This window comes from Pseudomonas sp. 58(2021) (assembly GCF_017491585.1).
Classification (GTDB): Bacteria; Pseudomonadota; Gammaproteobacteria; order Pseudomonadales; family Pseudomonadaceae; genus Aquipseudomonas; species Aquipseudomonas fluorescens_BT.
Genome location: NZ_JAFGYZ010000011.1, coordinates 103,815 through 123,129, shown reverse-complemented (window position 1 = coordinate 123,129; position 19,315 = coordinate 103,815). Strand labels below are relative to the sequence as shown.

At 60.1% G+C, this 19,315-nt stretch carries 17 protein-coding genes; 9 read left to right on the top strand and 8 right to left on the bottom strand.

Features of this window, described 5'->3' with window-relative positions:
* Window positions 1-253 precede the first annotated feature (253 nt).
* Together moaB and glp are read left to right on the top strand one after the other, a co-directional pair.
* Complete coding sequence (gene moaB, locus J5M72_RS14710) at window positions 254-793, top strand: molybdenum cofactor biosynthesis protein B (protein ID WP_169429872.1); 540 nt, start codon at window positions 254-256, stop codon at window positions 791-793.
* Window positions 790-1,995: a gephyrin-like molybdotransferase Glp gene (gene glp, locus J5M72_RS14705; RefSeq protein WP_169429873.1), complete on the top strand. Its 1,206-nt coding sequence runs from the start codon at window positions 790-792 to the stop codon at window positions 1,993-1,995. Before moaB ends, glp begins: the two co-directional genes overlap by 4 nt.
* A 57-nt stretch (window positions 1,996-2,052) precedes the next feature.
* Here glp and J5M72_RS14700 read toward each other — a convergent pair whose 3' ends face one another.
* Complete coding sequence (locus J5M72_RS14700) at window positions 2,053-2,541, bottom strand: GFA family protein (RefSeq protein WP_207866068.1); 489 nt, start codon at window positions 2,539-2,541, stop codon at window positions 2,053-2,055.
* A gap of 207 nt (window positions 2,542-2,748) precedes the next feature.
* Here J5M72_RS14700 and J5M72_RS14695 point away from each other — a divergent pair, with 207 nt between their 5' ends.
* From J5M72_RS14695 to J5M72_RS14685, 3 genes are all read left to right on the top strand, one after another.
* Entirely contained in the window at window positions 2,749-3,633 is an 885-nt protein-coding gene (locus tag J5M72_RS14695; RefSeq protein ID WP_169429875.1) for a LysR substrate-binding domain-containing protein, read from the top strand.
* Between the two features lie 99 nt (window positions 3,634-3,732).
* On the top strand, window positions 3,733-4,848 hold the full coding sequence (gene aguA, locus J5M72_RS14690) for an agmatine deiminase (RefSeq protein ID WP_207866066.1): 1,116 nt from the start codon (window positions 3,733-3,735) through the stop codon (window positions 4,846-4,848).
* A gap of 2 nt (window positions 4,849-4,850) precedes the next feature.
* The gene (locus J5M72_RS14685) at window positions 4,851-5,948 is read left to right on the top strand and encodes an extracellular solute-binding protein (RefSeq protein ID WP_207866064.1); all 1,098 of its coding nucleotides are present in this window, start codon (window positions 4,851-4,853) and stop codon (window positions 5,946-5,948) included.
* Window positions 5,949-6,168: 220 nt separating this feature from the next.
* On the opposite strand, the gene J5M72_RS14680 is transcribed toward J5M72_RS14685, so the two are convergent.
* Both J5M72_RS14680 and J5M72_RS14675 read right to left on the bottom strand, forming a co-directional pair.
* The gene (locus tag J5M72_RS14680; protein WP_207866212.1) at window positions 6,169-6,795 is read right to left on the bottom strand and encodes a DNA-3-methyladenine glycosylase; all 627 of its coding nucleotides are present in this window, start codon (window positions 6,793-6,795) and stop codon (window positions 6,169-6,171) included.
* 66 nt (window positions 6,796-6,861) lie between these two features.
* The gene (locus tag J5M72_RS14675) at window positions 6,862-7,944 is read right to left on the bottom strand and encodes a methylated-DNA--[protein]-cysteine S-methyltransferase (RefSeq protein WP_207866062.1); all 1,083 of its coding nucleotides are present in this window, start codon (window positions 7,942-7,944) and stop codon (window positions 6,862-6,864) included.
* 109 nt (window positions 7,945-8,053) lie between these two features.
* Between J5M72_RS14675 and J5M72_RS14670 the strand changes: the two genes are divergently transcribed.
* Window positions 8,054-8,467: a VOC family protein gene (locus J5M72_RS14670; RefSeq protein WP_207866060.1), complete on the top strand. Its 414-nt coding sequence runs from the start codon at window positions 8,054-8,056 to the stop codon at window positions 8,465-8,467.
* Here J5M72_RS14670 and J5M72_RS14665 read toward each other — a convergent pair.
* Window positions 8,464-9,084, bottom strand: coding sequence for a LysE family translocator (locus J5M72_RS14665; protein ID WP_207866058.1), 621 nt, complete (start codon window positions 9,082-9,084; stop codon window positions 8,464-8,466). The genes J5M72_RS14670 and J5M72_RS14665 overlap by 4 nt on opposite strands.
* Before the next feature lie 272 nt (window positions 9,085-9,356).
* Here J5M72_RS14665 and J5M72_RS14660 point away from each other — a divergent pair, with 272 nt between their 5' ends.
* On the top strand, window positions 9,357-9,962 hold the full coding sequence (locus J5M72_RS14660) for a biliverdin-producing heme oxygenase (protein WP_207866056.1): 606 nt from the start codon (window positions 9,357-9,359) through the stop codon (window positions 9,960-9,962).
* Window positions 9,959-12,196: an ATP-binding protein gene (locus tag J5M72_RS14655; RefSeq protein ID WP_207866054.1), complete on the top strand. Its 2,238-nt coding sequence runs from the start codon at window positions 9,959-9,961 to the stop codon at window positions 12,194-12,196. The genes J5M72_RS14660 and J5M72_RS14655 overlap by 4 nt, the downstream gene beginning before the upstream one ends.
* On the opposite strand, the gene J5M72_RS14650 is transcribed toward J5M72_RS14655, so the two are convergent.
* Window positions 12,174-12,959 carry a type 1 glutamine amidotransferase domain-containing protein gene (locus J5M72_RS14650; RefSeq protein ID WP_207866052.1) on the bottom strand — a complete coding sequence of 262 codons (786 nt, stop codon included), beginning with the start codon at window positions 12,957-12,959 and terminating at the stop codon, window positions 12,174-12,176. The two genes, J5M72_RS14655 and J5M72_RS14650, sit on opposite strands and share 23 nt — an antisense overlap.
* Window positions 12,960-13,103: 144 nt before the next feature.
* Here J5M72_RS14650 and J5M72_RS14645 point away from each other — a divergent pair, with 144 nt between their 5' ends.
* On the top strand, window positions 13,104-13,691 hold the full coding sequence (locus tag J5M72_RS14645) for a LysE family translocator (RefSeq protein WP_169429885.1): 588 nt from the start codon (window positions 13,104-13,106) through the stop codon (window positions 13,689-13,691).
* 56 nt (window positions 13,692-13,747) lie between these two features.
* Here J5M72_RS14645 and J5M72_RS14640 read toward each other — a convergent pair whose 3' ends face one another.
* The 3 genes from J5M72_RS14640 to J5M72_RS14630 all read right to left on the bottom strand — a co-directional run bounded on the left by J5M72_RS14640 (window position 13,748) and on the right by J5M72_RS14630 (window position 19,295).
* Window positions 13,748-17,413, bottom strand: a complete 3,666-nt coding sequence (locus tag J5M72_RS14640; RefSeq protein ID WP_207866050.1) for a hypothetical protein — start codon at window positions 17,411-17,413, stop codon at window positions 13,748-13,750.
* Window positions 17,414-17,974: 561 nt separating this feature from the next.
* Window positions 17,975-18,808, bottom strand: a complete 834-nt coding sequence (locus J5M72_RS14635; RefSeq protein ID WP_207866048.1) for an AraC family transcriptional regulator — start codon at window positions 18,806-18,808, stop codon at window positions 17,975-17,977.
* 64 nt (window positions 18,809-18,872) lie between these two features.
* Window positions 18,873-19,295: a hypothetical protein gene (locus J5M72_RS14630; RefSeq protein WP_207866046.1), complete on the bottom strand. Its 423-nt coding sequence runs from the start codon at window positions 19,293-19,295 to the stop codon at window positions 18,873-18,875.
* Window positions 19,296-19,315 lie beyond the last annotated feature (20 nt).

Below are 19,315 nucleotides of genomic sequence, written 5' to 3'. Positions count from 1 at the left end.
ATGCGTACGGCGCACGGAAAGCGCAGGGGGTGACGATCCCACTGATCGCGTTTTACGTCCAATCGGAAGCGTTTAAGAGGCTATCGAGGGTTTCGATGACGGCCGGTTCCATTGGCGCGGACGGGAGTCGAAGTTCTTGGAAAAACGACCGATAGAGCGGGTCGATAGTGCGGTTGGTTAGAGTGATTAGACAGTCTTGATAAGTGGCACTTAGGCTCTGGTCCAATTGAATTGGCGAATGCCGGAGAGTGCTATGAGTGTTAAAGCGGATGCCTTGTTTGTTCCCTTGAATATTGCCGTGTTGACGGTCAGCGATACCCGCGATTACGCCAGCGATACCTCCGGCCAGTTGCTGGTCAGCCGCTTGCTGGAGGCGGGCCACACCTTGAGTGAACGCAACCTGCTCAAGGACGACCTGTACAGGATCCGTGCCCAGGTCGCGCAGTGGATCGCCGACGACGGCATTCAAGTGGTGCTGATCACCGGCGGCACCGGCTTCACCGGGCGTGACAGCACCCCGGAAGCGGTGGCTTGCCTGCTGGACAAGCAGATCGACGGCTTTGGCGAGCTGTTCCGTGCCATCTCGATTCTCGACATCGGCACCTCCACCGTACAAAGCCGCGCGCTGGCGGGCCTGTCCAACGGCACGCTGGTGTGCTGCCTGCCGGGTTCCACCGGCGCGTGCCGCACGGCGTGGGAAGGCATCCTTGCCGAGCAACTGGATAACCGTCACCGCCCGTGCAACTTCGTCCCGCACCTCAAACCGGTGCAAGCCTGCGGGCCACGGGGATGAGTACGCTCGGACTGATGCCGGTCGAGGAAGCGCTCGACCAACTGTTGACGATGGCCAACGAACAACGTCTGCCGGACAGCGAACGGGTGCCGCTCAATGAGGCGCGCGGTCGTGTGCTGGCCAGCGATCTGGTCGCCACCCTCGACCTGCCTCCATGGCCAAACAGTGCCATGGACGGCTACGCACTCAATCTTTCGGACCTGCATCGCCAGCCGTTGAGGGTGTCGCAGCGGGTCTACGCCGGGCTGGCGCCGGACGCCTTGCTGCCCGGCACCTGCGCCCGGATTTTCACTGGTGCGCCGTTGCCCCACGGCGCCAATTGCGTGGAGATGCAGGAAAACGTCGAGGTGCTGGAGGACGGTCGCGTACGGTTTCTGCAACCGCTGAAAGCCGGCCAGAACATCCGCGCCCAAGGGCAGGAGAACCGCGTCGGCGACACCTTGCTGCGCGCCGGCAAACGCCTCGGCCCGTTCGAACTGGCGGTGGCTGCGGGGCAGGGTATGACCCATTTGCCGGTGGTGCGTCGTCCGCGGGTGGCGTTGCTGTCGACCGGTGATGAGCTGGTGGAACCGGGGCAGCCGCTGCGTCCCGGCAGCATCTACAACAGCAACCGCACCTTGCTCGACCACTGGTTGCGCGAACTGGGTTGCGAGGTGATCGACGCCGGGATTCTTCCCGATCGCCCGGCACAGACCCGGCTCAAACTCGAGCAACTGCAAGTGGCGGCCGATCTGATTCTGACCACCGGCGGCGTGTCTGCCGGTGACGCCGATTGCCTCGGCCAGGTACTGCGCGACAACGGCAAACCGCTGCTGTGGAAACTCGCGATCAAACCCGGCAAACCGCTGACGGTCGGCCATTTCGGTACAGTGCCGGTGATCGGTCTGCCGGGCAATCCGACCTCGGCGCTGGTGACGTTCGGCCTGCTGGCGCGCCCGTACCTGCTGCGCATTCAAGGCGTGGAAGAGGTAATGCCGTTGAGGTTCACGGTCAACGCCGGGTTCGACTGGCCGAAACCCGGCAGCCGTCGCGAATACCTGCGGGTGCGCCTGGAGGGCGGGCAGGCGGCGCTGTATCCGAACCAGAGTTCCGGGGTTCTGCTCGGCGCGACCTGGGCCGACGGATTGGTGGAAATCCCCGAGAACAGCACCTTGCAGATGGGGGATCCGCTGCGTTTCATTCCGTTCAGCGAGTTGTTCTGAGCGCGATTAAAAGGTGCAGACCGCTTGCCGGGAAACTGTCGAAGACTGTGAAGGCGGCTATCGGGTCAATCCCAGCCGCTCGTGCCATTGGGCGATGGACTCTTCGGGGTAGACCTCGAATTGCTGATCCTTCGCGCTCGCCTGCACTTCGACCCATGGCGCTTTCGAACCGAGCATCAAATGAGTGTGTTCCGGCGGCACCGGCAACGGCGTGTCGATGGCCGAGGCGAACGGGTGGATCAGCTCCGGCCATTCCGGGCTGAACAGCCACAGGCCGCTGCCGCACTGCGAGCAGAAGTGCCGCTCGGCGGTGCTGCGGTGGGCGCGGGCATCGCCTTCGTCTTTCATCTTCGCGTGGTAGATCGTGATGTTCTTGCGACCGCGCACCTTGAGGCTGGCCGCGTCGCCGCCAAGATTGATCGCATAGCCGCCTCCGCCCTGGGTCTTGCGGCAGATCGAGCAATAGCAGCGTTGATAAGGGTAGGGGTGGGCGCTGTGGAGAGTGAATGAAACCGCGCCGCAGTGGCAGGAACCTTCGAGGTGCATGGTGGCCTCCGATGTTTTTGTCGATGCGGTTCAGCCTAGAAGAGATGTCGCGGCTGTGCCGCCGCTATCGCGAGCAAGCTCGCTCCCACAGTTGGAACTCATTTCAAGTGTGGGAGCGGGCTTGCTCGCGATGAACGAAAACGCGGTGCAACTGGACGCCTACGAAAAGCCCGGTCAGCATGTCCGCAAAAAAAGGGGCCCCAACCCATGCGCCGACTACCTTCCCTGGCCGCCCTGCGAACCTTTGAATGCGCTGCCCGTCACGCGCATTTCGGTCGGGCCGCCGCCGAGCTGTGCGTCACCGACAGCGCCGTCAGCCATCAGATCCGCCAGCTCGAAGAGCAACTGGGCGTGTCGCTGTTCATCCGCGAAGGCCGGCAGATTCGCCCGACCATCGCCGCCGGGCGCTTGATGCAAAGCCTGCAACAGGCCTTCGAGCTGATCGGTGATGCCTGCGACGAGTTGCGCGATCCATCCTCGCTCGCCGTGTTGCGGCTGGCGGTCACGGCGGAGCTGGCGCAGAAGTGGTTGATGAACCGTCTCACCGATTTCTATGCGCGTTATCCGCACATCACCTTGCATCTCTACGAACAACCGATCGACGCCACGGCGCCCGGCGAAGACATCGACCTGGCGATCACCTACGGCACCGGCCCGGTGGACAGCAGCGCGTATTTCGTTCGCCCATTGCCGGCGTTGCAGTTCTTCCCGGTGTGCAGCCCCGGCCTGTTCAATCAGGGCACTCTGAAAAATCCCAAGGATCTGGCCCGACATTGTCTGCTGCACGACGATCAGGACGGCAAGACCTGGACCGCCTGGCTGACCGGCCATGCCGGCGACCTGCGCCCGGAGCGTCAGTTGTATTTCGCCCACGCCGGACTGGCGTTGGAAGCGGCAGCACAAGGGCAGGGCGTGGCGATGGGCGACAACCTCACGGCGCAGGAAGACTTGCAGAACGGGCGACTGGTGCGGCCGTTCACCTCCAGCATGACCGCGTTGGGCCAATACGCGCTGGTCTGCGAGCGGGTGCGTCTGGAGCGTCCGGCGGTGGCGCAGATGCTGGAGTGGTTCAACGATCAACTGGCGGATTGATGAGTTGAATTCAACTGTTCCGAAATAATCATCGTTGGCGGGTCGACCGCCCGCGACCGTAGCCTGAGGTCATTCCCATCCCGATGACGAGGTTTGACCATGGCACGTTTGCTCGACACCACCCCGAAACAGGACGGCTTCCGTCTGCCCGGCGAATTCGAAGCGAAGTCCGGTTGCTGGCTCGGCTGGCCTGAGCGTACCGATGTCTGGCGCAACGGCGCCAAGCCTGCGCAGAAAGTCTGGGTGCAGATCGTCACCGCGATCTCCCGCAGCGAACCGGTGACGGTCTGCGCCTCCGCTGCCCAGTTCGCCACCGCCCGCCGGCAGTTGCCGCCGCAAGTGCGCGTGGTCGAGATGAGCTGCAACGACACCTGGTTCCGCGACAGCGGCCCGTGCTTTGTGGTCAACGATCAGAGCGGTGAAGTGCGTGGCGTCGACTTTGAATTCAACGCCTACGGCGGCCTCGATGGCGGGCTCTACTACCCATGGGACAAGGACGACCAGATCGCCAGCAAGATCCTCGAAATCGAACGCTTCGACCGTTATCGCGCGCCGTTGATTGCCGAACTCGGCGGCATCCAGAGCGACGGCCAGGGCAGCATCCTCACCACCGAGCAATGCCTGCTCAACCGCAATCGCAACCAGCACCTGGGCAAGGACGAGGTGACCCGCCGGCTGACCGATTACCTCGGCGCCGAGCAAGTGATCTGGCTGCCACGCGGTTGCAAGTTCGACGAAACCGACGGCCATGTCGACGACCTCGCGTGCTTCGTCCGGCCCGGCGAAGTGGTGCTGCAATGGACCGACAACCGCGACGATCCACAGTGGGAAATCTATCAGGAGGCTTACGACATCCTGCGCAGCACCCGCGACAGCCGTGGCCGCGAGCTGATCGTGCACAAACTGCCGCAACCGGATGTGCTGGAGTGGACCGCCGAAGAAGCCGAAGGACTCGATCAGCAGGACAGCACCCACACACGCCAGGCCGGCACCAAAATCTGTGCGTCGTACATCAACTACTACGCCGGCAACAGTTCGATCGTGGTGCCGCTGTTCGGTGATCGCAACGATCAGGTGGCGCTGGCGACCCTCGCCGAACTGTTCCCGCAGCACAGGATCGTCGGCATCGAAAACTCCCGGGAAATCCTGCTCGGTGGCGGCAACGTCGCATGCATCACCATGCCGCAATACGCCGGCCAGAAAAAAGGAGCCTGACCATGGGCCTGCACAATCTGAGTAAAGCGTTATTGCTGGTGCTTGCACCCCTGTGTGTGCAGGCTGCCGAAACGACGAAACCGGTGGTCAATCTGTACATCTGGGGCGAGTACCTGGCCCCGGATACCCTGAAGAATTTCGAGGCGAAAACCGGGATTCAGGTGGTCGCCGATCACTTCGACTCGCTGGAGACCGTCGAGACCAAACTGCTCACCGGCCGCAGCGGCTACGACCTGGTGCTGACCGCCGGCCAGCACCTGTCGCGGGCTATCGAGAGCGGCGCGATCCAGACGCTGAACAAACAACAGCTCCCGCACTTTGCCGGGGTCGGAGACGAATTCCGTCAGCATATGGCGGTGTTCGATCCGGGCAACCGCTACGCCGGGATCTACGCCTGGGGCACCACCGGTGTCGGCTATCAGGAAGAGGCCGTGCAGCAGCGTCTGCCGGACGCGCCGAGGGACAGTTGGGCGATGCTGTTCGATCCGCAAGTGGTGTCGAAATTCGCCGATTGCGGGGTGAGCCTGCTCAACGATCCGAACGAAGTGTTCGCGGCGGTCATGAAGTACATGGGCCTGGACATCAACCGTCAGAGTCTTGATGACCTGAAACTCGCCGAGCAGCAACTGGCGAAGATCCGCCCGTACATCCGCTACTTCGATAACGACCTGAACATCAGCGACCTGGCCAATGGCAACACTTGCGTGGCGATGTCGTGGAACGGCAACGTCGCCATTGCGGCCGGTCAGGCTGAAGCGGCGAACAAACCGTTCAAGTTGAATTACCGGATTCCGAAAGAGGGCACGCTGATCTGGTTTGATGCGATGGTCATTCCCAAGGATGCACCGCACCCCGAGGCCGGGCTGGCATTGATGGATTACCTGATGACACCTGAAGTGATCGCGCCGATCACCGACACCATTCACTACGCCAACGCGATCACGGCGGCGGACGGGTTGATTGATCCGGCGATTCGCAATGATCCGGGGACTTACCCGCCTGAGGCGGTGAGGGCTTCGCTGTACAGCAAGAACGACAATGGCAAGGCGTTCAACCGGGCTTTGATTCGGGCGTTCAGCAAGTTGAAATCGGGTCTGTAGCTCCCCCTCACCCCAGCCCTCTCCCGGAGGGAGAGGGAGCCGACCGAGGTGTCTTACGCTATACATCGACCTGAAACACCGAGTCGACTATGGATTCGCCAAAGTCTTGGCAACTATGGGTTCGCAAACGTCTTGGCGCCTATGGATTCACAGTTGCTATTTCAGGTCGGCGTACTTCTAAAGCATCCCCGAATCGGTTCCCTCTCCCCCCGGGAGAGGGCTAGGGTGAGGGCGCTTTTGGCACCCGCCACAAATACCAGGCCGCCACCGTCCGAAACGGCTTCCAATCCAATCCGATCTCAATCATCCGCTTGCGCGTCGGCTGCACCTCAAACCCCTTCAAGCGCCGATATCCCTCGCGAACCCCAAAGTCATCGGCCGGCAGAATATCCGGCCGCTCCAGGCTATAGATCAGCAACATTTCGACGGTCCACCGGCCAACCCCGCGCAAACTGACCAAGCGTTCAATCAGCGCTTCATCCTCCATCGCCAGCGCAGTCGAGTAATCCGGCACCACGCCGTCCAGAGTCGCTTGGGCAATCCCCTGAATCGTCGCAATCTTGCCCGCCGAAAACCCGCAACCGCGCAGTCGATCAAAATCCGTGGCAAGGATCTGTTCGGGACGCGGAAACGTCTGCCCGGGAAACAACCCCACCAACCGCCCGACGATCGCATCGCCCGCCTTGGCATGCAGTTGTTGATAGGCAATCGCCCGCACCAGCGATTCATAGGGATCACGCGTCGGATGCGGCTGATGCAGGCAGGGGCCGATGGCCGCAATGTGGCGCTGCCAGTCGGCGTCGAGGCTGGCCAGAAATTCGCTGGCCGGTTGATAGGGATCGGGTATCGGCAACTTCAGTGATCCGTTGATTTCGCCATGGTTGAAAGCCTTGAGGGCGCGAGTGTTGATTTGTCAGAAAGCCAGCGGTTGCGTCAGTTGCACGGCAGCGCTTTCCAGCCTGAGCAAAAACGCCTTGCGCGGTTGTCCTCCACCATAGCCGGTCAGCGAGCCGTCCGCACCGATCACCCGATGGCACGGCACCACGATCGACAGCCGATTGTGCCCGTTGGCCAGCCCCACGGCGCGACTGGCGCCGGGTCTGCCAAGACGTGCGGCGATGCTGCCGTAAGTGCTGGTGTGGCCGTAGGGGATTTGCCGCAGTTCGGCCCAGACTTGCCGGGCAAACTCGCTGCCGGGCAGGTGCAGAGGCACGCTGAACTCGCTCAGCTTGCCGGCGAAATACAGCGCCAGTTCGTTTTCGATCTGCTGCAAATGCGCGTTGTGCCCCGGTGCGACTGCATAGCCGTAGCGGTTCTGCAGTTCTTCGACTTCCCGGGTCAGCGCCGGGCGGTCGAGAAACTCCAGCAACACCAGTCCGCGTTGCTCGGCCATGGCGATCATCGGCCCCAGCGGCGTTGTCAGCCGGGTGAACAGCAGCGGTTCGCTGGTCGCTGCGCGTCCTGGTGTGATGTGGAATGACTTCTGGAATGCATCGCGAAAACCGCTGAGAGATTCATAGCCGGAATCGAACGCCGCGTGGTCGATGGACGTGCCTTGTTTGATCCCGCCCAGCGCCACGCCGAGCCGACGGGTGCGCAGCCATGCATGAAAAGTCATGCCGAAATGCTGCTTGAACCAGCGTCGCAGCTTCAGTGGTTCGATGCCTTCGGCGAGCAATTGCGCATCGCTCCAGCGCAGCTCCGGCTCGGCGTCCACGGCCTTGAGCAGTCGTTGCACCCAGTCCGGGGCGATGGCTGCGGCGTCCAGCGGTTTGCAGCGCAAACAGGCGCGATACCCGGCGGACAGGCATTCGTCAGCGTGGGCAAAGAACTCGACGTTCTGCGGTTTCGGCTTGCGCGCCGTGCAGCTTGGGCGGCAGAAGATCCCGGTGGTTTTCACAGCCGTGAAGAACACGCCTTCGTAGGCAGTGTCGCGTTCGAGCATGGCGCGAACCATTTCGGCGTGGGGCGGCAGGACAGCGGTCTGTATGTTCATGGGCCGAGGATAAAACCAGTTATTCGATGGCTCCACCGAAAAATCGACAGTGAATTTTCGGGCCGCTGCACTACAGTGATCGGGTCGCTACAACTCGGGAAATAAAGGTATGCCACCGTTCACGATTCACCACATCGATCACATCGTGCTGCGCGTCGCCGATCTGCAACGCAGCATTGATTTCTACGACCGGGTCTTCGGCGCCGAAGTGGTCAAGCGCAACGAAAAGTTCGGTCTGGTGCACCTGCGCGCCGGTACGTCGATGATCGATCTGGTCGACCTCGACGGCGAAATTGGCCGCAAGGGCGGCGCCGCGGCCGGCAGCGAACGGCGCAATGTCGATCATTTCTGCCTGCGCATCGAGCCTTTCGATGAAGAGGCTTTGATCAGTCATTTGCAATCCTGCGGCCTGACCGTCGACAAGGCCGCCACTCGCTTTGGCGCCGAGGGCAACGGCCTGTCGCTGTATTGCTTGGACCCGGACGGCAATCAGGTCGAACTCAAAGGCCCGTCCGAAGCCTAGGCCCGTTTGGCCATCAGCAACACCGAAGCCGCCGCTGACAGCAGCCCCGCGCAGCAACGGTTGAAAATCCGTTTGCCGCGCGGCTCGGCGAACCAGCGGCGCATGTGCAGGCCCATGTAGGCGTAGGCGCTGATGGCGATCCATTCCAGCAACAGGAAAAGCACCCCCAGCAGCATGAACTGCGGGGTGATGGCGCGGTTCGGGTCGACGAATTGCGGCAGGAATGCGGTGAAGATCAGGATTGCCTTGGGGTTGCCTGCAGCCACCAGAAACTCCTGACGCGCCAGGGCCAGAAGTCCGTTCGCCGGCGCTGCAACGGCATCTTCGGCGGCAGGGTTGGCCCGCCACAGCTGCCACGCCAGATACAACAGATACCCCGCGCCGACAATCTTGATCCCATAAAACAGCAACTCGGACGTTTGCAGCACCACCGCCAGCCCCGCCGCCGCGAGGGCGATCATCCCGGCGAACGCCAGCAGCCGGCCGACCCCGGCTACGCAGGCGCGACGATAGCCATAACGGGTGGCGTTGCTGACCGACAGCAGGTTGTTCGGGCCGGGCGCCATGTTCAAGGCAAAACAGGCGGGCAGAAACAGGGAAAGAGTGGCGAGATCCATGGCGCGGGCTCCGGTGGCGGGACGGCTATTTTTATCATGCTGGCGGCAGGCCGGAACCGTACAGTCAGGCTGCGGAGTCACGGTACAGCGATTTTCGGGCGTAATCCGTTCGAACTTTCCGCCGCCCTGTCAACTCTGAAACCGTCACAGGGTGATGAATCCGCCAGAAAAAACCATCTGCCGGGTCAGAAAGGACAATTGCCGTGTAAGATTTCGCGCCAAGCTTTTCCATCACCCATGGCCCCAGGCGGCCCACAGTACGAGCGACCTACATGCAAGCAAAGGCCCGCGAGGTTCATGTACCACCGGTGTTGCAGGATCTGCGCGCCGGCACCGCCGAACTGCACATTGCACTGGAAAAACGCCTTCCTTTCTTCTCCGACACCCTTGATCTGCAGGCTTTCGAGCGACTGATACGCGCCTATTACGGCTTCTATCAGCCACTGGAAAACGCATTGCAGGACAGCGGCGCGATCCCCGCCGATTTCGATCTGGTTTCGCGCCTCAAGACCCCGACCCTGCAACGCGATCTGCAAGCGCTGGGCGCAAATGGCGGGGACTTTTCGCTCTGCTGCCAGTTGCCCGCCATCGACTCCGCTGCTGCGTGTCTAGGCGTTTTATACGTTCTGGAAGGCGCGACCCTCGGCGGGCAGATCCTGCGCCGGGAAATCGCCGCGCGACTGGGCCTGGGCGCGGACAACGGCGCAGCATTTCTGGACATTTACGGCGCTGCCACCGGCCGGCGCTGGCGCGATTTCATCGAATACCTGGGCAGCCGCCCGATGCACGCCGACGAGCGCGAAATCGTCGTGACGGCCGCCCACACCACATTCAGCTGTTTCGAGCGCTGGCTCGAAAGCCAGGAGGTTCTGGTATGACCCCGCAAGACAAAGAAGCCTTTGAAGAGTTGCTGGCCAACTGCGCCGACGAGCCGATCCGCTTTCCCGGCGCGATCCAGCCCCACGGTTTGCTGCTGACCTTGAGCGAGCCGGACCTTTCGATCATCCAGATCAGTGCCAACGTCGAAACGTTGCTCGCCCGTCCGGCGCAAGAGCTGATCGGCCAGCCACTGCAAAGCCTGATCGGAGACGCCCACGCTGCACAGGTTCGCGAGGCCTTGCAACAGCCGGCCTTGTCCGACGCGCCACCGCTGCACTTTCGTCTCAACGGCACCGCGTTCGAAGGCTTGCTGCACCGGCATCAGGATGTGTTGATTCTGGAGCTGGAGATCCACGTCGAGAACTTCCAGCCCCGCAACGTCGCCGGCACCGAAACCCACTTGGGGCGGATGCTCGCGCGCCTGCAGAAGGCCAAGAGCCTGCAGGCGCTGTACGACATCAGCGTCAAGGAAATCCAGGCCATGACCGGTTACGACCGGGTGCTGATCTATCGCTTCGAAGAGGAGGGCCACGGTCAGGTCATCGCCGAAGCGTCCGATCCGTCGATGGAAGTCTTCAACGGTTTGTTTTTCCCGGCTTCCGACATTCCCGAGCAGGCCCGCGAGCTGTACCGCACCAACTGGCTGCGGATCATCCCGAATGCCGATTACCAGCCGGTGCCACTGGTGCCCAAGCTGCGCCCGGACACCCAGACCCCGCTGGACCTGAGCTTCGCGACGTTGCGCAGCGTGTCGCCGATCCACTGCCAGTACATGAAGAACATGGGCGTGCTGTCCTCGATGAGCATTTCCCTGCTCAAGGGCGACCGGCTCTGGGGTCTGATCAGTTGCGGCAACCGTCAGCCGCTGCACGTGCCGCACGAGTTGCGCACCGCATGCCAGACCATCGGCCAGGTGCTGTCGCTGCAGATCAGCGCGATGGAAGCGCTGGAAGTCAGCCGCCAACGCGAGGAAAAGGTCGAGGCGCTGGCGTTGCTCAATCAGGCAATGATCGATTCGCCACAGAACGTCTTCGATGGCCTGGCCAATCAGCCGCAGGTCCTGATGGCGCTGGCCAATGCCGGCGGCATCGCGATCATCGAAGACAAGCAATTGCACCGTTACGGCAATTGCCCGGAGCCGGAAGAGATTCGCGCTTTGCACAAATGGTTGCAGGAGCGCGGCGAGCCGGTATTTGCCAGTCATCATCTGGCCAGCGTCTATCCGCCGGCCGCGCACTGTCAGCAAGTTGCCAGCGGCGTGCTCGCCATGAGCCTGCCAAAACCCGTGGACAACGGCGTGCTGTGGTTCCGCCCCGAAGTCAAAGAGAACATCAACTGGAGTGGCGACCCGCGCAAGCCGCTGGATCTGGAAAACTCCGACGCCGGCCTGCGCCTGCGGCCGCGTACTTCGTTCGAAATCTGGAAGGTCGAAATGGCCGGAATCTCCACCAAGTGGAGCCACGGCGACCTGTTCGCCGCCAACGATTTGCGTCGTTCGGCCCTGGAAAACGACCTGGCCCGTCAGGTGCGCCGCGAGCAGGAAGCAGTGCGTGCCCGCGATGAACTGGTGGCCGTGGTGTCCCACGACCTGCGCAACCCGATGACCGTTATTTCGATGCTGTGCGGCATGATGCAAAAGGCTTTCAGCTCCGACGGCCCGCACACTTCGCGGCGCATCTCCACTGCCATCGACACCATGCAGCAAGCCGCCGGACGCATGAACACGCTGCTGGAGGATTTGCTCGATACTTCGAAAATCGACGCCGGGCGCTACACCATCTCGCCGCAGAAACTCGATGTCGCGCAGATGTTCGAAGAGGCGCAGTCACTGCTCGCGCCGCTGGCGCTGGACAAGGACATCAGCATCTCGTTCGAGGCCGATCCAGATCTGAGTATTCATGCCGACCCCGAACGGCTGTTCCAGGTGCTGTCGAATCTGGTGGGCAATGCGATCAAGTTCACCCCGCGCCTGGGCACGGTCGACGTGTATGCCAAGTCGGTAGGTGATGAGATCGTCTTCACGGTACGCGACAGCGGCGAAGGCATTCCCAAGGATCACTTGCCGCACGTGTTCGACCGTTACTGGACGGTGAAGGAGGGTAATCCGACCGGCACCGGGCTGGGGCTGTACATCACGCAGGGCATCGTCGAGGCCCATGGCGGGCAGATCGTGGCCGAGAGCGAGCCGGGGCAGGGCAGCGAATTCCGCTTCACCGTGCCACGTCTGGACTGAGTACCGGTTCGCGTCGGATGGCCTGCAGCAGGGTCACCCATTCGCCGGCGAATCGATGGCAGTCGCCGGGCCAGCGGGCCGTGAGCAGGTTGCCGTCGCGCACCACAAAACCGATTTGCGAGTTCTCTGCCTTGTCGCGTTTGGCAATGAATGGCCCGCGTATGAAATCGGCCTTGCTGGCCAGTGCGGTTTTCACTTCTGCCTCGACTGTCTGTCTGTAGGTGCGGTAATAGCGCCCCAGCCATGCGGCGGTCATCAGCCACGCCGGCAGCTCCATGGTTGCCGCCAGCAATGCTGTGACCTTGCGCCCGAACAACACCGAACGCCCGGTGTCGGGATCAAGCGTGCGGGCCAGCAACAGCACGCCATGACACACCGCCGCCACGGGTTTTTCGGCCTTGAAAAATTGCAGGGCGATCTGCTGGGCCTGCTTGGACTCCAGCAATGTGCGCATGCCTTTGGCATGACCGCCGGGAATCAGCAAACCGTCAAATCGGTTCGTGTCGACATCGGCATACGCCAGCGGCTGCTTGAACGCATCGGACTCGATCATTTGCTTGTAGCTGTCCAGATCGGCCTTGCGTGTCATCAGCATCGAACTCAGCAGGCCGAAACCGATGTTCACCAACCGTGGATCGGCGTGGGCGGGCAAGCCTTGCGGGGTGGCAAAACGTACGTCGATGCCCGCGTCGCGCATTGCCTGCCACGGCACGCTGCTTTCGGTAGGGTCGTAATCGGCGCAGGGCAGCAGAATCAGAATCATGGAGGGCGACTTCCTGGTCGAGAGTGGTCACTGAGGTAGAGCGTAGTGGGTCTGCAGGCGCGAGGGTAATTTCGTTCAATACCCAAGGGCAGGGCGCTGGTTACCGTGAGCGCCTTGTTCCTCTCGATTTGAAGCAGGTGTGCGATGAGTCTGATTGTGTCGATGGCGGCGTTTGCCCTGGCCGCGTCCATTACCCCGGGGCCGGTGAATATCGTGGCGTTGAGCTCCGGCGCGCAGTTCGGCTTTCGCGCCAGTCAGCGGCACGTGGCCGGAGCGACGCTGGGGTTTGTGCTGTTGCTGGTGTTGATGGGGCTGGGGCTGCACGAAGTGCTGACGCTGTGGCCGTCGCTGACCCGTGTGGTGCAACTGGCCGGGGTGGCGTTTCTGCTGTTCATGGCCTGGAAACTGGCCACCGATAACGGTCAGCTGAATACGGGAGAGTCGGGCAGGGCGCCGTCGATGCTCTACGGCGCAGTGATGCAGTGGCTCAACCCCAAGGCCTGGCTGGCCTGTGTGGCGGGCATGGGCGCGTTTGTCGCCGATGGCGAGGCGCGGCTGGTCTGGCAGTTTGCGGCGGTGTATCTGGTGATCTGTTATCTGTCGGTGGGGTGCTGGGTGTATGTCGGGACGTTCTTGCGTGGGTACCTGGGCAACCCGACAGGGATGCGGTTGTTCAACCGGGTAATGGCGGCATTGCTGGTGATGAGTGCTGTGTATCTGTTGCTGCCCTGACCCGTACCTCGGCGAACGGGGTACGGGCGCGTTGGAATCCATTCAATCGAGCGTCATCAGAATATGCCGTTAAGCTCCCGGAATACATGAGGCGGCATCGGCGTGAATCTGTTATTGCGCAGTTGGCTGATCGAGTACAACGCACTGGCGGTGCGACCGTTGCCATCCCCAAAGCCCTGGAAACCGACGACTGCCGCGAGCAGGTGTTTGTCAAAGTGCTGATGGTTTACGTCCAGATGCTTCAAATGCTGCTCCAGCAAGGCGAAGCCGGTCGGGCTGCTTCCATATTTGGTCGGGGCCCCCGCATCGCGCACTCGGCCAACGGCATCCGGTACAAGTTTGCGATGGATTTCCCTGATCACATTCGGATCGGTCAAGGAGGCCTTGTTGCTGGTGTATTCGCGCAGCACGCCAAGAATATTGTCGAAGTCATTGCCGCTGGAGGTCGAGCCGTTCAACATCCACGCGGTCGCTCTTTGTGATGGATCGGTATAGCCCAGGCGATTGAAGAGGGCTTCCGGCATCACGTCGCTGTAGGGCGCCCTGCCCAGATCCAGTTTCAGTATGTCCTGCTGATAGCCCTGCATGTACCGGGCTTTTTTGCTTTCAAGCTCATAAAGGACAGCCAGTGTTTCGGTGTAACTTTGTGCCGTGCCGTGTACGTTGTTGAGCGGGACCGGATGGCCCTTTATGAATGCTTGTGTCAGTTCATCCAGTGCCTGTCGCCCGATCAGAGACTCCAGATTGCCTGCCTGTTTTGATTGAAACGCTGTTTCCTTGACCGCGTTATTCACCAGATGCCGCCATTCTGTTTCGGCCACATTCCCGGGTAATTTGAAGTGTTTGTCGCTCAAGTGCGAGACAACCTGTTGGACGGTCTCCAGAGTGTCGTTTTTCAGCAGTGCCCGCCCGTGGGACAGTGTGTCCAAGGACATCCGCACTTGGGCAGCCGAGCCTGTGTGATCGATGGCCTTGATCAGGTCGTAGGTGTTGGCACCCGTCAGATAGCGCAGATGCTGATGGGTCTTGCGCAGGGCCGTGGCGGTGTGACCGCCGAGTTTCGAAATGCCTCGGCCGATCAGTTTTCCGCCGCCCTTGATCAAATCGGGGAGCCCGCTCAAAGGGTTGAACAGACTCAATGTCGTGCTCGCAAGCACTCGGGATCCGGCAAGCAGTCGGGTGGTCAGGGACGAGGCTTTGCTGGCGCTCAGTGCGACCCCCGCGGGCAAGGCTGCAAAGGTCATCAGCAGTACTGCGGCGTCCACGATGCAGTCGAGAATGGCCGGGCCTTGCTTTTTGGGGTCCCCCGAGGAAAGTCCCTCAACACAACTCTTGAATGGAATGATCATGTTGAGAATGACTTGGAAAATGGCATCGGTCTTTTCAATCGCTCGTTCCCGGTCACTTTGATGCAGGCCCAGCCGATGTATTTCGCTTTGTGTTAAATGTGGGTTTTTTTCGGCCACGAGCCTGCCCAGGGCCTCTTTGCGTGGCGAACGCAGGAGTGTCGTCGGAGCGTCCGCATCCGCATCTCCGGTGGGCGTGCGCAACTGACCGATCTTGCGCAGGTACAGCCGGGATTGGATGCCATTTCTCGGTGCCACATTCTGCAGATAGGCCTGGAGGTCAACGGGGACTTTTTCCAGTTTCTTCTTATTGGCGAATTGTGTGTCGAGATTGAAGTAGTCGCCTGATACGAGAGGTGCCAGGAACGCCTCGAGTTCAGGATTTTCACGACATTCCATCCGCATGGGAAACAACTCAAAGCACGCAATTTTGTTTTGCAGGTACTGGGCACAGAGAATGACGCCGTAACGCCCGGTTTCTCCGGGCAACTCTGCTGCGGGAATGGTGACCCCCGGACGAGCGGACGGAGACTCTGGTCGATAGTCTATTTTCTGCACGCTGTATATACCGATGGCTCCATATTCGATCTCGGGTACAAGTCGGGAAGAAAGTTGCGAAAGTGCAAACTCGATATTGCTCGCCAGTGCGCCGGTGATGTTGTCGAAGTAGGTCTGGACGGCAGGGTCGTAAAGTTCGGAAACAGGGAACAGATATTCCAGATCGAGAAATGACTCATAGATACTCTGACCTCTGACACGATCCCAGTCACGTGTGTGGAGTTCATCGCCCATATACAGATCAAGTACGGAAACCCTGCGTCCGCCACCGCCGCCACTGCCCCGGTGCTTGACCAACTGCTCATCCGGATCGCAGTCGGGAAACCGGGCTTTCAATTCGTTCAGCGCCAGTTGTTTGCGGTCAGGGAGAGGGCTGCTCAGGGCCTTGATGGCACTCAGCATCTTGTCCGTGTAGCGGGCATATTCATCGCAGGCATGCGTGATGGCCGCTTCGTTTACGGTATTGTCGCTGTCGCGGGCGATGACCCCGTTCATCAGTGCCCAGGTCACCACCGGATCGACCGAGAAGGGAGCCTGCATCGCTGCCAGTTGCGGCATCGCCTTGACGGACTGGCCAAACCCCATCAAATGTTGATAGGTCATGTCGCGTGTGCAGCCCGGAATCAGCGACTCGACCAGATGGAGCGTCTGACAGCCAACCACCCAGGCCGGTGTTCCCAGGCGCATCTCGCTCGGCCAGTGCGCAAACTGATATTCGGGAGCCATGCCGCCCAGAACCCATTGTGCGACCAGTGGGGCAAGCTGCCTATTCAATTGCAGCGCTTCGATCAGGTGCTTTTCCAGTCGCGTTCGCACCTGGGCTGGATGCAGGTGCAGAAACTCCTTGGCATAAAGATCGAAGCCGGCGAAGTGGGTGGATGCGATATCCAGTTCCGGATCCAGGTCCAGCAGCATGGCGGCAATCAGCAATTGCTCGATGAGCGCCGTCGGTGGAGGTGTTCCCGAGTCGGGAAACCAGCCCAGTGCATTGATGTACTCTCGAGCCTCGGCAGAAGCCCAGACGGCAATGTCCGTCAGTCGCTGCAAACGGTAGTTCTGGCTGGTTTTCAGGTTGTCCGACGAAGTGTTTTCCAGCAACAGGTGGTTGCCGAAGTCCGCGACCAGGGACATTTCCCCGCCCGTGTAGCGTTCGGTGACTTGCCCGATGATGGCACGGCTATTTTCATCGAGCCTGTAAGGGGAGTCGGCAGGAGCGTCCAGCACTTGCCAGTAATTTGCATGTCGGGGGGCGTCAGGCAGTCGGGAGAAACGCAACAGATCGAGCAGTAAACGAGTTTCTTCTTCGCCGGCGGGAATGTGCAGCTGTTGGAAGCGCAACCATTGGTCAATGAGCAGGGTTCCCCCCGTCGTTATCCAGCCTCCACACAGGCTGGCGATACGGGCCAGCGCGGCCAGATCTTCGCTGAAACCCGCCAGGCCGGTGACGTCCGCGGTAATGTCCCGAGGCGACACATAGGGTGTAGCAGGCTCGTTTGCGTTGCCGACGAGATTTGGAAAGGAAAAATAAAGACGGCCTGTTTCGTCTACCAGAAAGATGGCGTGTGCGGGAATCGAGCGCCGTTCGCGAATCTCGGAAAAACCGGCGCGCCGAAGCAGAATCGACAAGGAAACACTGGCGCTTCGATGGGCCCTGGAAAACAGAGAACCTTCCACCATGGGGGCCTGGATACGATCCCAATCCCAGGCAAGTTGCTCTACAGCGTATGGACTTTCAATAAAGTGAGTGAGAGTGTCGATAATGCTCTGCTTTTGTTGTTCATCTAAATCGGCGTCAAGTTTTGAAATGTCTGTTTGCATTGAATAAGTTCGGCTTTGTAAGTGTTAATGGGCAGGTGCCGAGATTAAGCGAATGATCAAAAAAGTGTTGTTGAAGTTGTGTGTGGAAGTGTTTTTTTTTTTTGAATGAGGGGGGTGTGAGGATTGAAGTAAATCTATTCTGGATGTCGTAAATATGCTGATGGTTGGTGATGTTTGGGTGGGGGCTGGATTCTCTTGTTTCATATTGTTTGAAACATGATTGATGTTACGCAACGGTATTCGAGAGGAGATCGCTCACCGGTTGTTAGCGGCAAGATGCTCTATGCCGTGATGAATCGTACAGGCACAACGCGTTTAGACTTCAAGTCAGCCTGCTCTTCATTTCGTGTTGGAGCACACTCGGGCGTTTCGTTAATTACCGCTAAATTTATCTTTCGGACGTACGACTCTAAGGAGGAGCTTCTTGAGATGCGGCTGTTCGATGAGTCCCATGCAGGTCCCCATGATTTGTTCTTTTCGGGGCGAGATGTCACAAGGCTGAAGTCGAACTGATCAAGTCAGGTGATGTGGCCGCAAGTTTGATACCCGATACCTTCAGATTCAACCCCGATACTGCCCCGGCGTCACCGCCAGATGCTGCTTGAACGCCCGCTGAAAATGGGCCTGATCGGCAAACCCCGCCTCCAGCGCCACATCCGCAATCAACTGCCCGCGCCTCAGTCGCTCGCGGGCAAACTGAATGCGCTGGTTGACCAAAAACGCATGGGGCGTCATGCCGAAGTGTTGTTTGAAGGCGCGGATCAGGTAGGACGGTGACAGCTCGGCAGCGGCGCAGATGTCGTCGAGGCTGAGCAAGTCGGTGCAGTGTTGGCGGATGAAGTCGGCGGCGCGTTCGAGTTTGAAGTTTGGTTCGCGCAACGGTTGTTCGATGGGGTTCAGGCGCAGTTGCAGATCGGTGAAAAATTCCACCGCTGCGCTATGTTTGCGCAGCACGTCTTGCTGATCGTCGACCAATACCGCGTACAACGCATTCAAGTCGCGAAACAGGCGAGCGTCATTCAAATGGGTATCGGAAAACCGCCGAAACTCAAGTTCTACACTGAAACCCAACTGATGCTGCAAGTCCGTCAGCCACGGCTTTTCCACATACAGCATAAGATACGACCACGGCTGATCATCGATCGGGTTGCACGCGTGTACGTCCCCCGGATTCATCAGCACCACGGTGCCGGCTGCCACTTCGAACGTTGATTGCTCATGCACATAGGTGCTACGCCCGGCGGTGATTGCGCCGATGGAAAAATGCGCGTGTGAATGTCGGGAATAACAGACCTCGCGCCCATCGGCGATGGCCCGGGCCTCGATGAAGGGCAGGGCGTCGTCGCGCCAGAAGCGCGGGGCTTGTTCAGGGTTTTTGGCGGCAGTGTGTTTCATTGTTGAGGTTCCCGGCAGTCGGGCTTGAGTTTAGCGAGTGCTGACTGCCGTTAGCCAGTCAGCGCTATTTCGTGAATCGCAGCTCATCGATGAACACACTATCACCGGGGACTTCGATCTGAACCTTTGTAAACGGACGTTGGAGGGTGTATCCGAATGACTTCTCGCCAGCACCATGCGCAGGTTCATTGAACTCGACAATCTTTGAACCATCCTGCGCAAAAAAACGCACAGTCATTCCTTTTGCGGCGTTTGAAAACCAAAAGCTCAAGCTGATTTGGAGCTCGTCCAGGTCAATGTCCACGATACCTGTGCGAATGATCAAGGCTTGTCCGTTAACATGCGTACCGCCTGCTTTCTTAATGGACATCGGGACTGTAGATGCCGGCAGAAGGTGAAAGCGTACCCCGTTGCTGGTGAAAGTCTGTCCGGGAGCAAAATCCTGTGAGGTCTGATCTTCGAAATCCACTGTAATGAGGTTGTTCATGACGGTATACCTTCAAATGG

Excerpts from the sequence above, each read along its gene's own strand:
- aguA (WP_207866066.1), top strand. The coding sequence starts at position 3,733 with ATGGCACGTTTGCTCGACACCACCCCGAAACAGGACGGCTTCCGTCTG.
- J5M72_RS14650 (WP_207866052.1), bottom strand. The coding sequence starts at position 12,959 with ATGATTCTGATTCTGCTGCCCTGCGCCGATTACGACCCTACCGAAAGC.
- glp (WP_169429873.1), top strand. The coding sequence starts at position 790 with ATGAGTACGCTCGGACTGATGCCGGTCGAGGAAGCGCTCGACCAACTG.
- J5M72_RS14665 (WP_207866058.1), bottom strand. The coding sequence starts at position 9,084 with ATGGATCTCGCCACTCTTTCCCTGTTTCTGCCCGCCTGTTTTGCCTTG.
- J5M72_RS14700 (WP_207866068.1), bottom strand. The coding sequence starts at position 2,541 with ATGCACCTCGAAGGTTCCTGCCACTGCGGCGCGGTTTCATTCACTCTC.
- J5M72_RS14655 (WP_207866054.1), top strand. The coding sequence starts at position 9,959 with ATGACCCCGCAAGACAAAGAAGCCTTTGAAGAGTTGCTGGCCAACTGC.
- J5M72_RS14695 (WP_169429875.1), top strand. The coding sequence starts at position 2,749 with ATGCGCCGACTACCTTCCCTGGCCGCCCTGCGAACCTTTGAATGCGCT.
- J5M72_RS14660 (WP_207866056.1), top strand. The coding sequence starts at position 9,357 with ATGCAAGCAAAGGCCCGCGAGGTTCATGTACCACCGGTGTTGCAGGAT.
- J5M72_RS14685 (WP_207866064.1), top strand. The coding sequence starts at position 4,851 with ATGGGCCTGCACAATCTGAGTAAAGCGTTATTGCTGGTGCTTGCACCC.
- J5M72_RS14630 (WP_207866046.1), bottom strand. The coding sequence starts at position 19,295 with ATGAACAACCTCATTACAGTGGATTTCGAAGATCAGACCTCACAGGAT.
- J5M72_RS14635 (WP_207866048.1), bottom strand. The coding sequence starts at position 18,808 with ATGAAACACACTGCCGCCAAAAACCCTGAACAAGCCCCGCGCTTCTGG.
- J5M72_RS14670 (WP_207866060.1), top strand. The coding sequence starts at position 8,054 with ATGCCACCGTTCACGATTCACCACATCGATCACATCGTGCTGCGCGTC.
- J5M72_RS14645 (WP_169429885.1), top strand. The coding sequence starts at position 13,104 with ATGAGTCTGATTGTGTCGATGGCGGCGTTTGCCCTGGCCGCGTCCATT.
- J5M72_RS14675 (WP_207866062.1), bottom strand. The coding sequence starts at position 7,944 with ATGAACATACAGACCGCTGTCCTGCCGCCCCACGCCGAAATGGTTCGC.
- J5M72_RS14640 (WP_207866050.1), bottom strand. The coding sequence starts at position 17,413 with ATGCAAACAGACATTTCAAAACTTGACGCCGATTTAGATGAACAACAA.
- moaB (WP_169429872.1), top strand. The coding sequence starts at position 254 with ATGAGTGTTAAAGCGGATGCCTTGTTTGTTCCCTTGAATATTGCCGTG.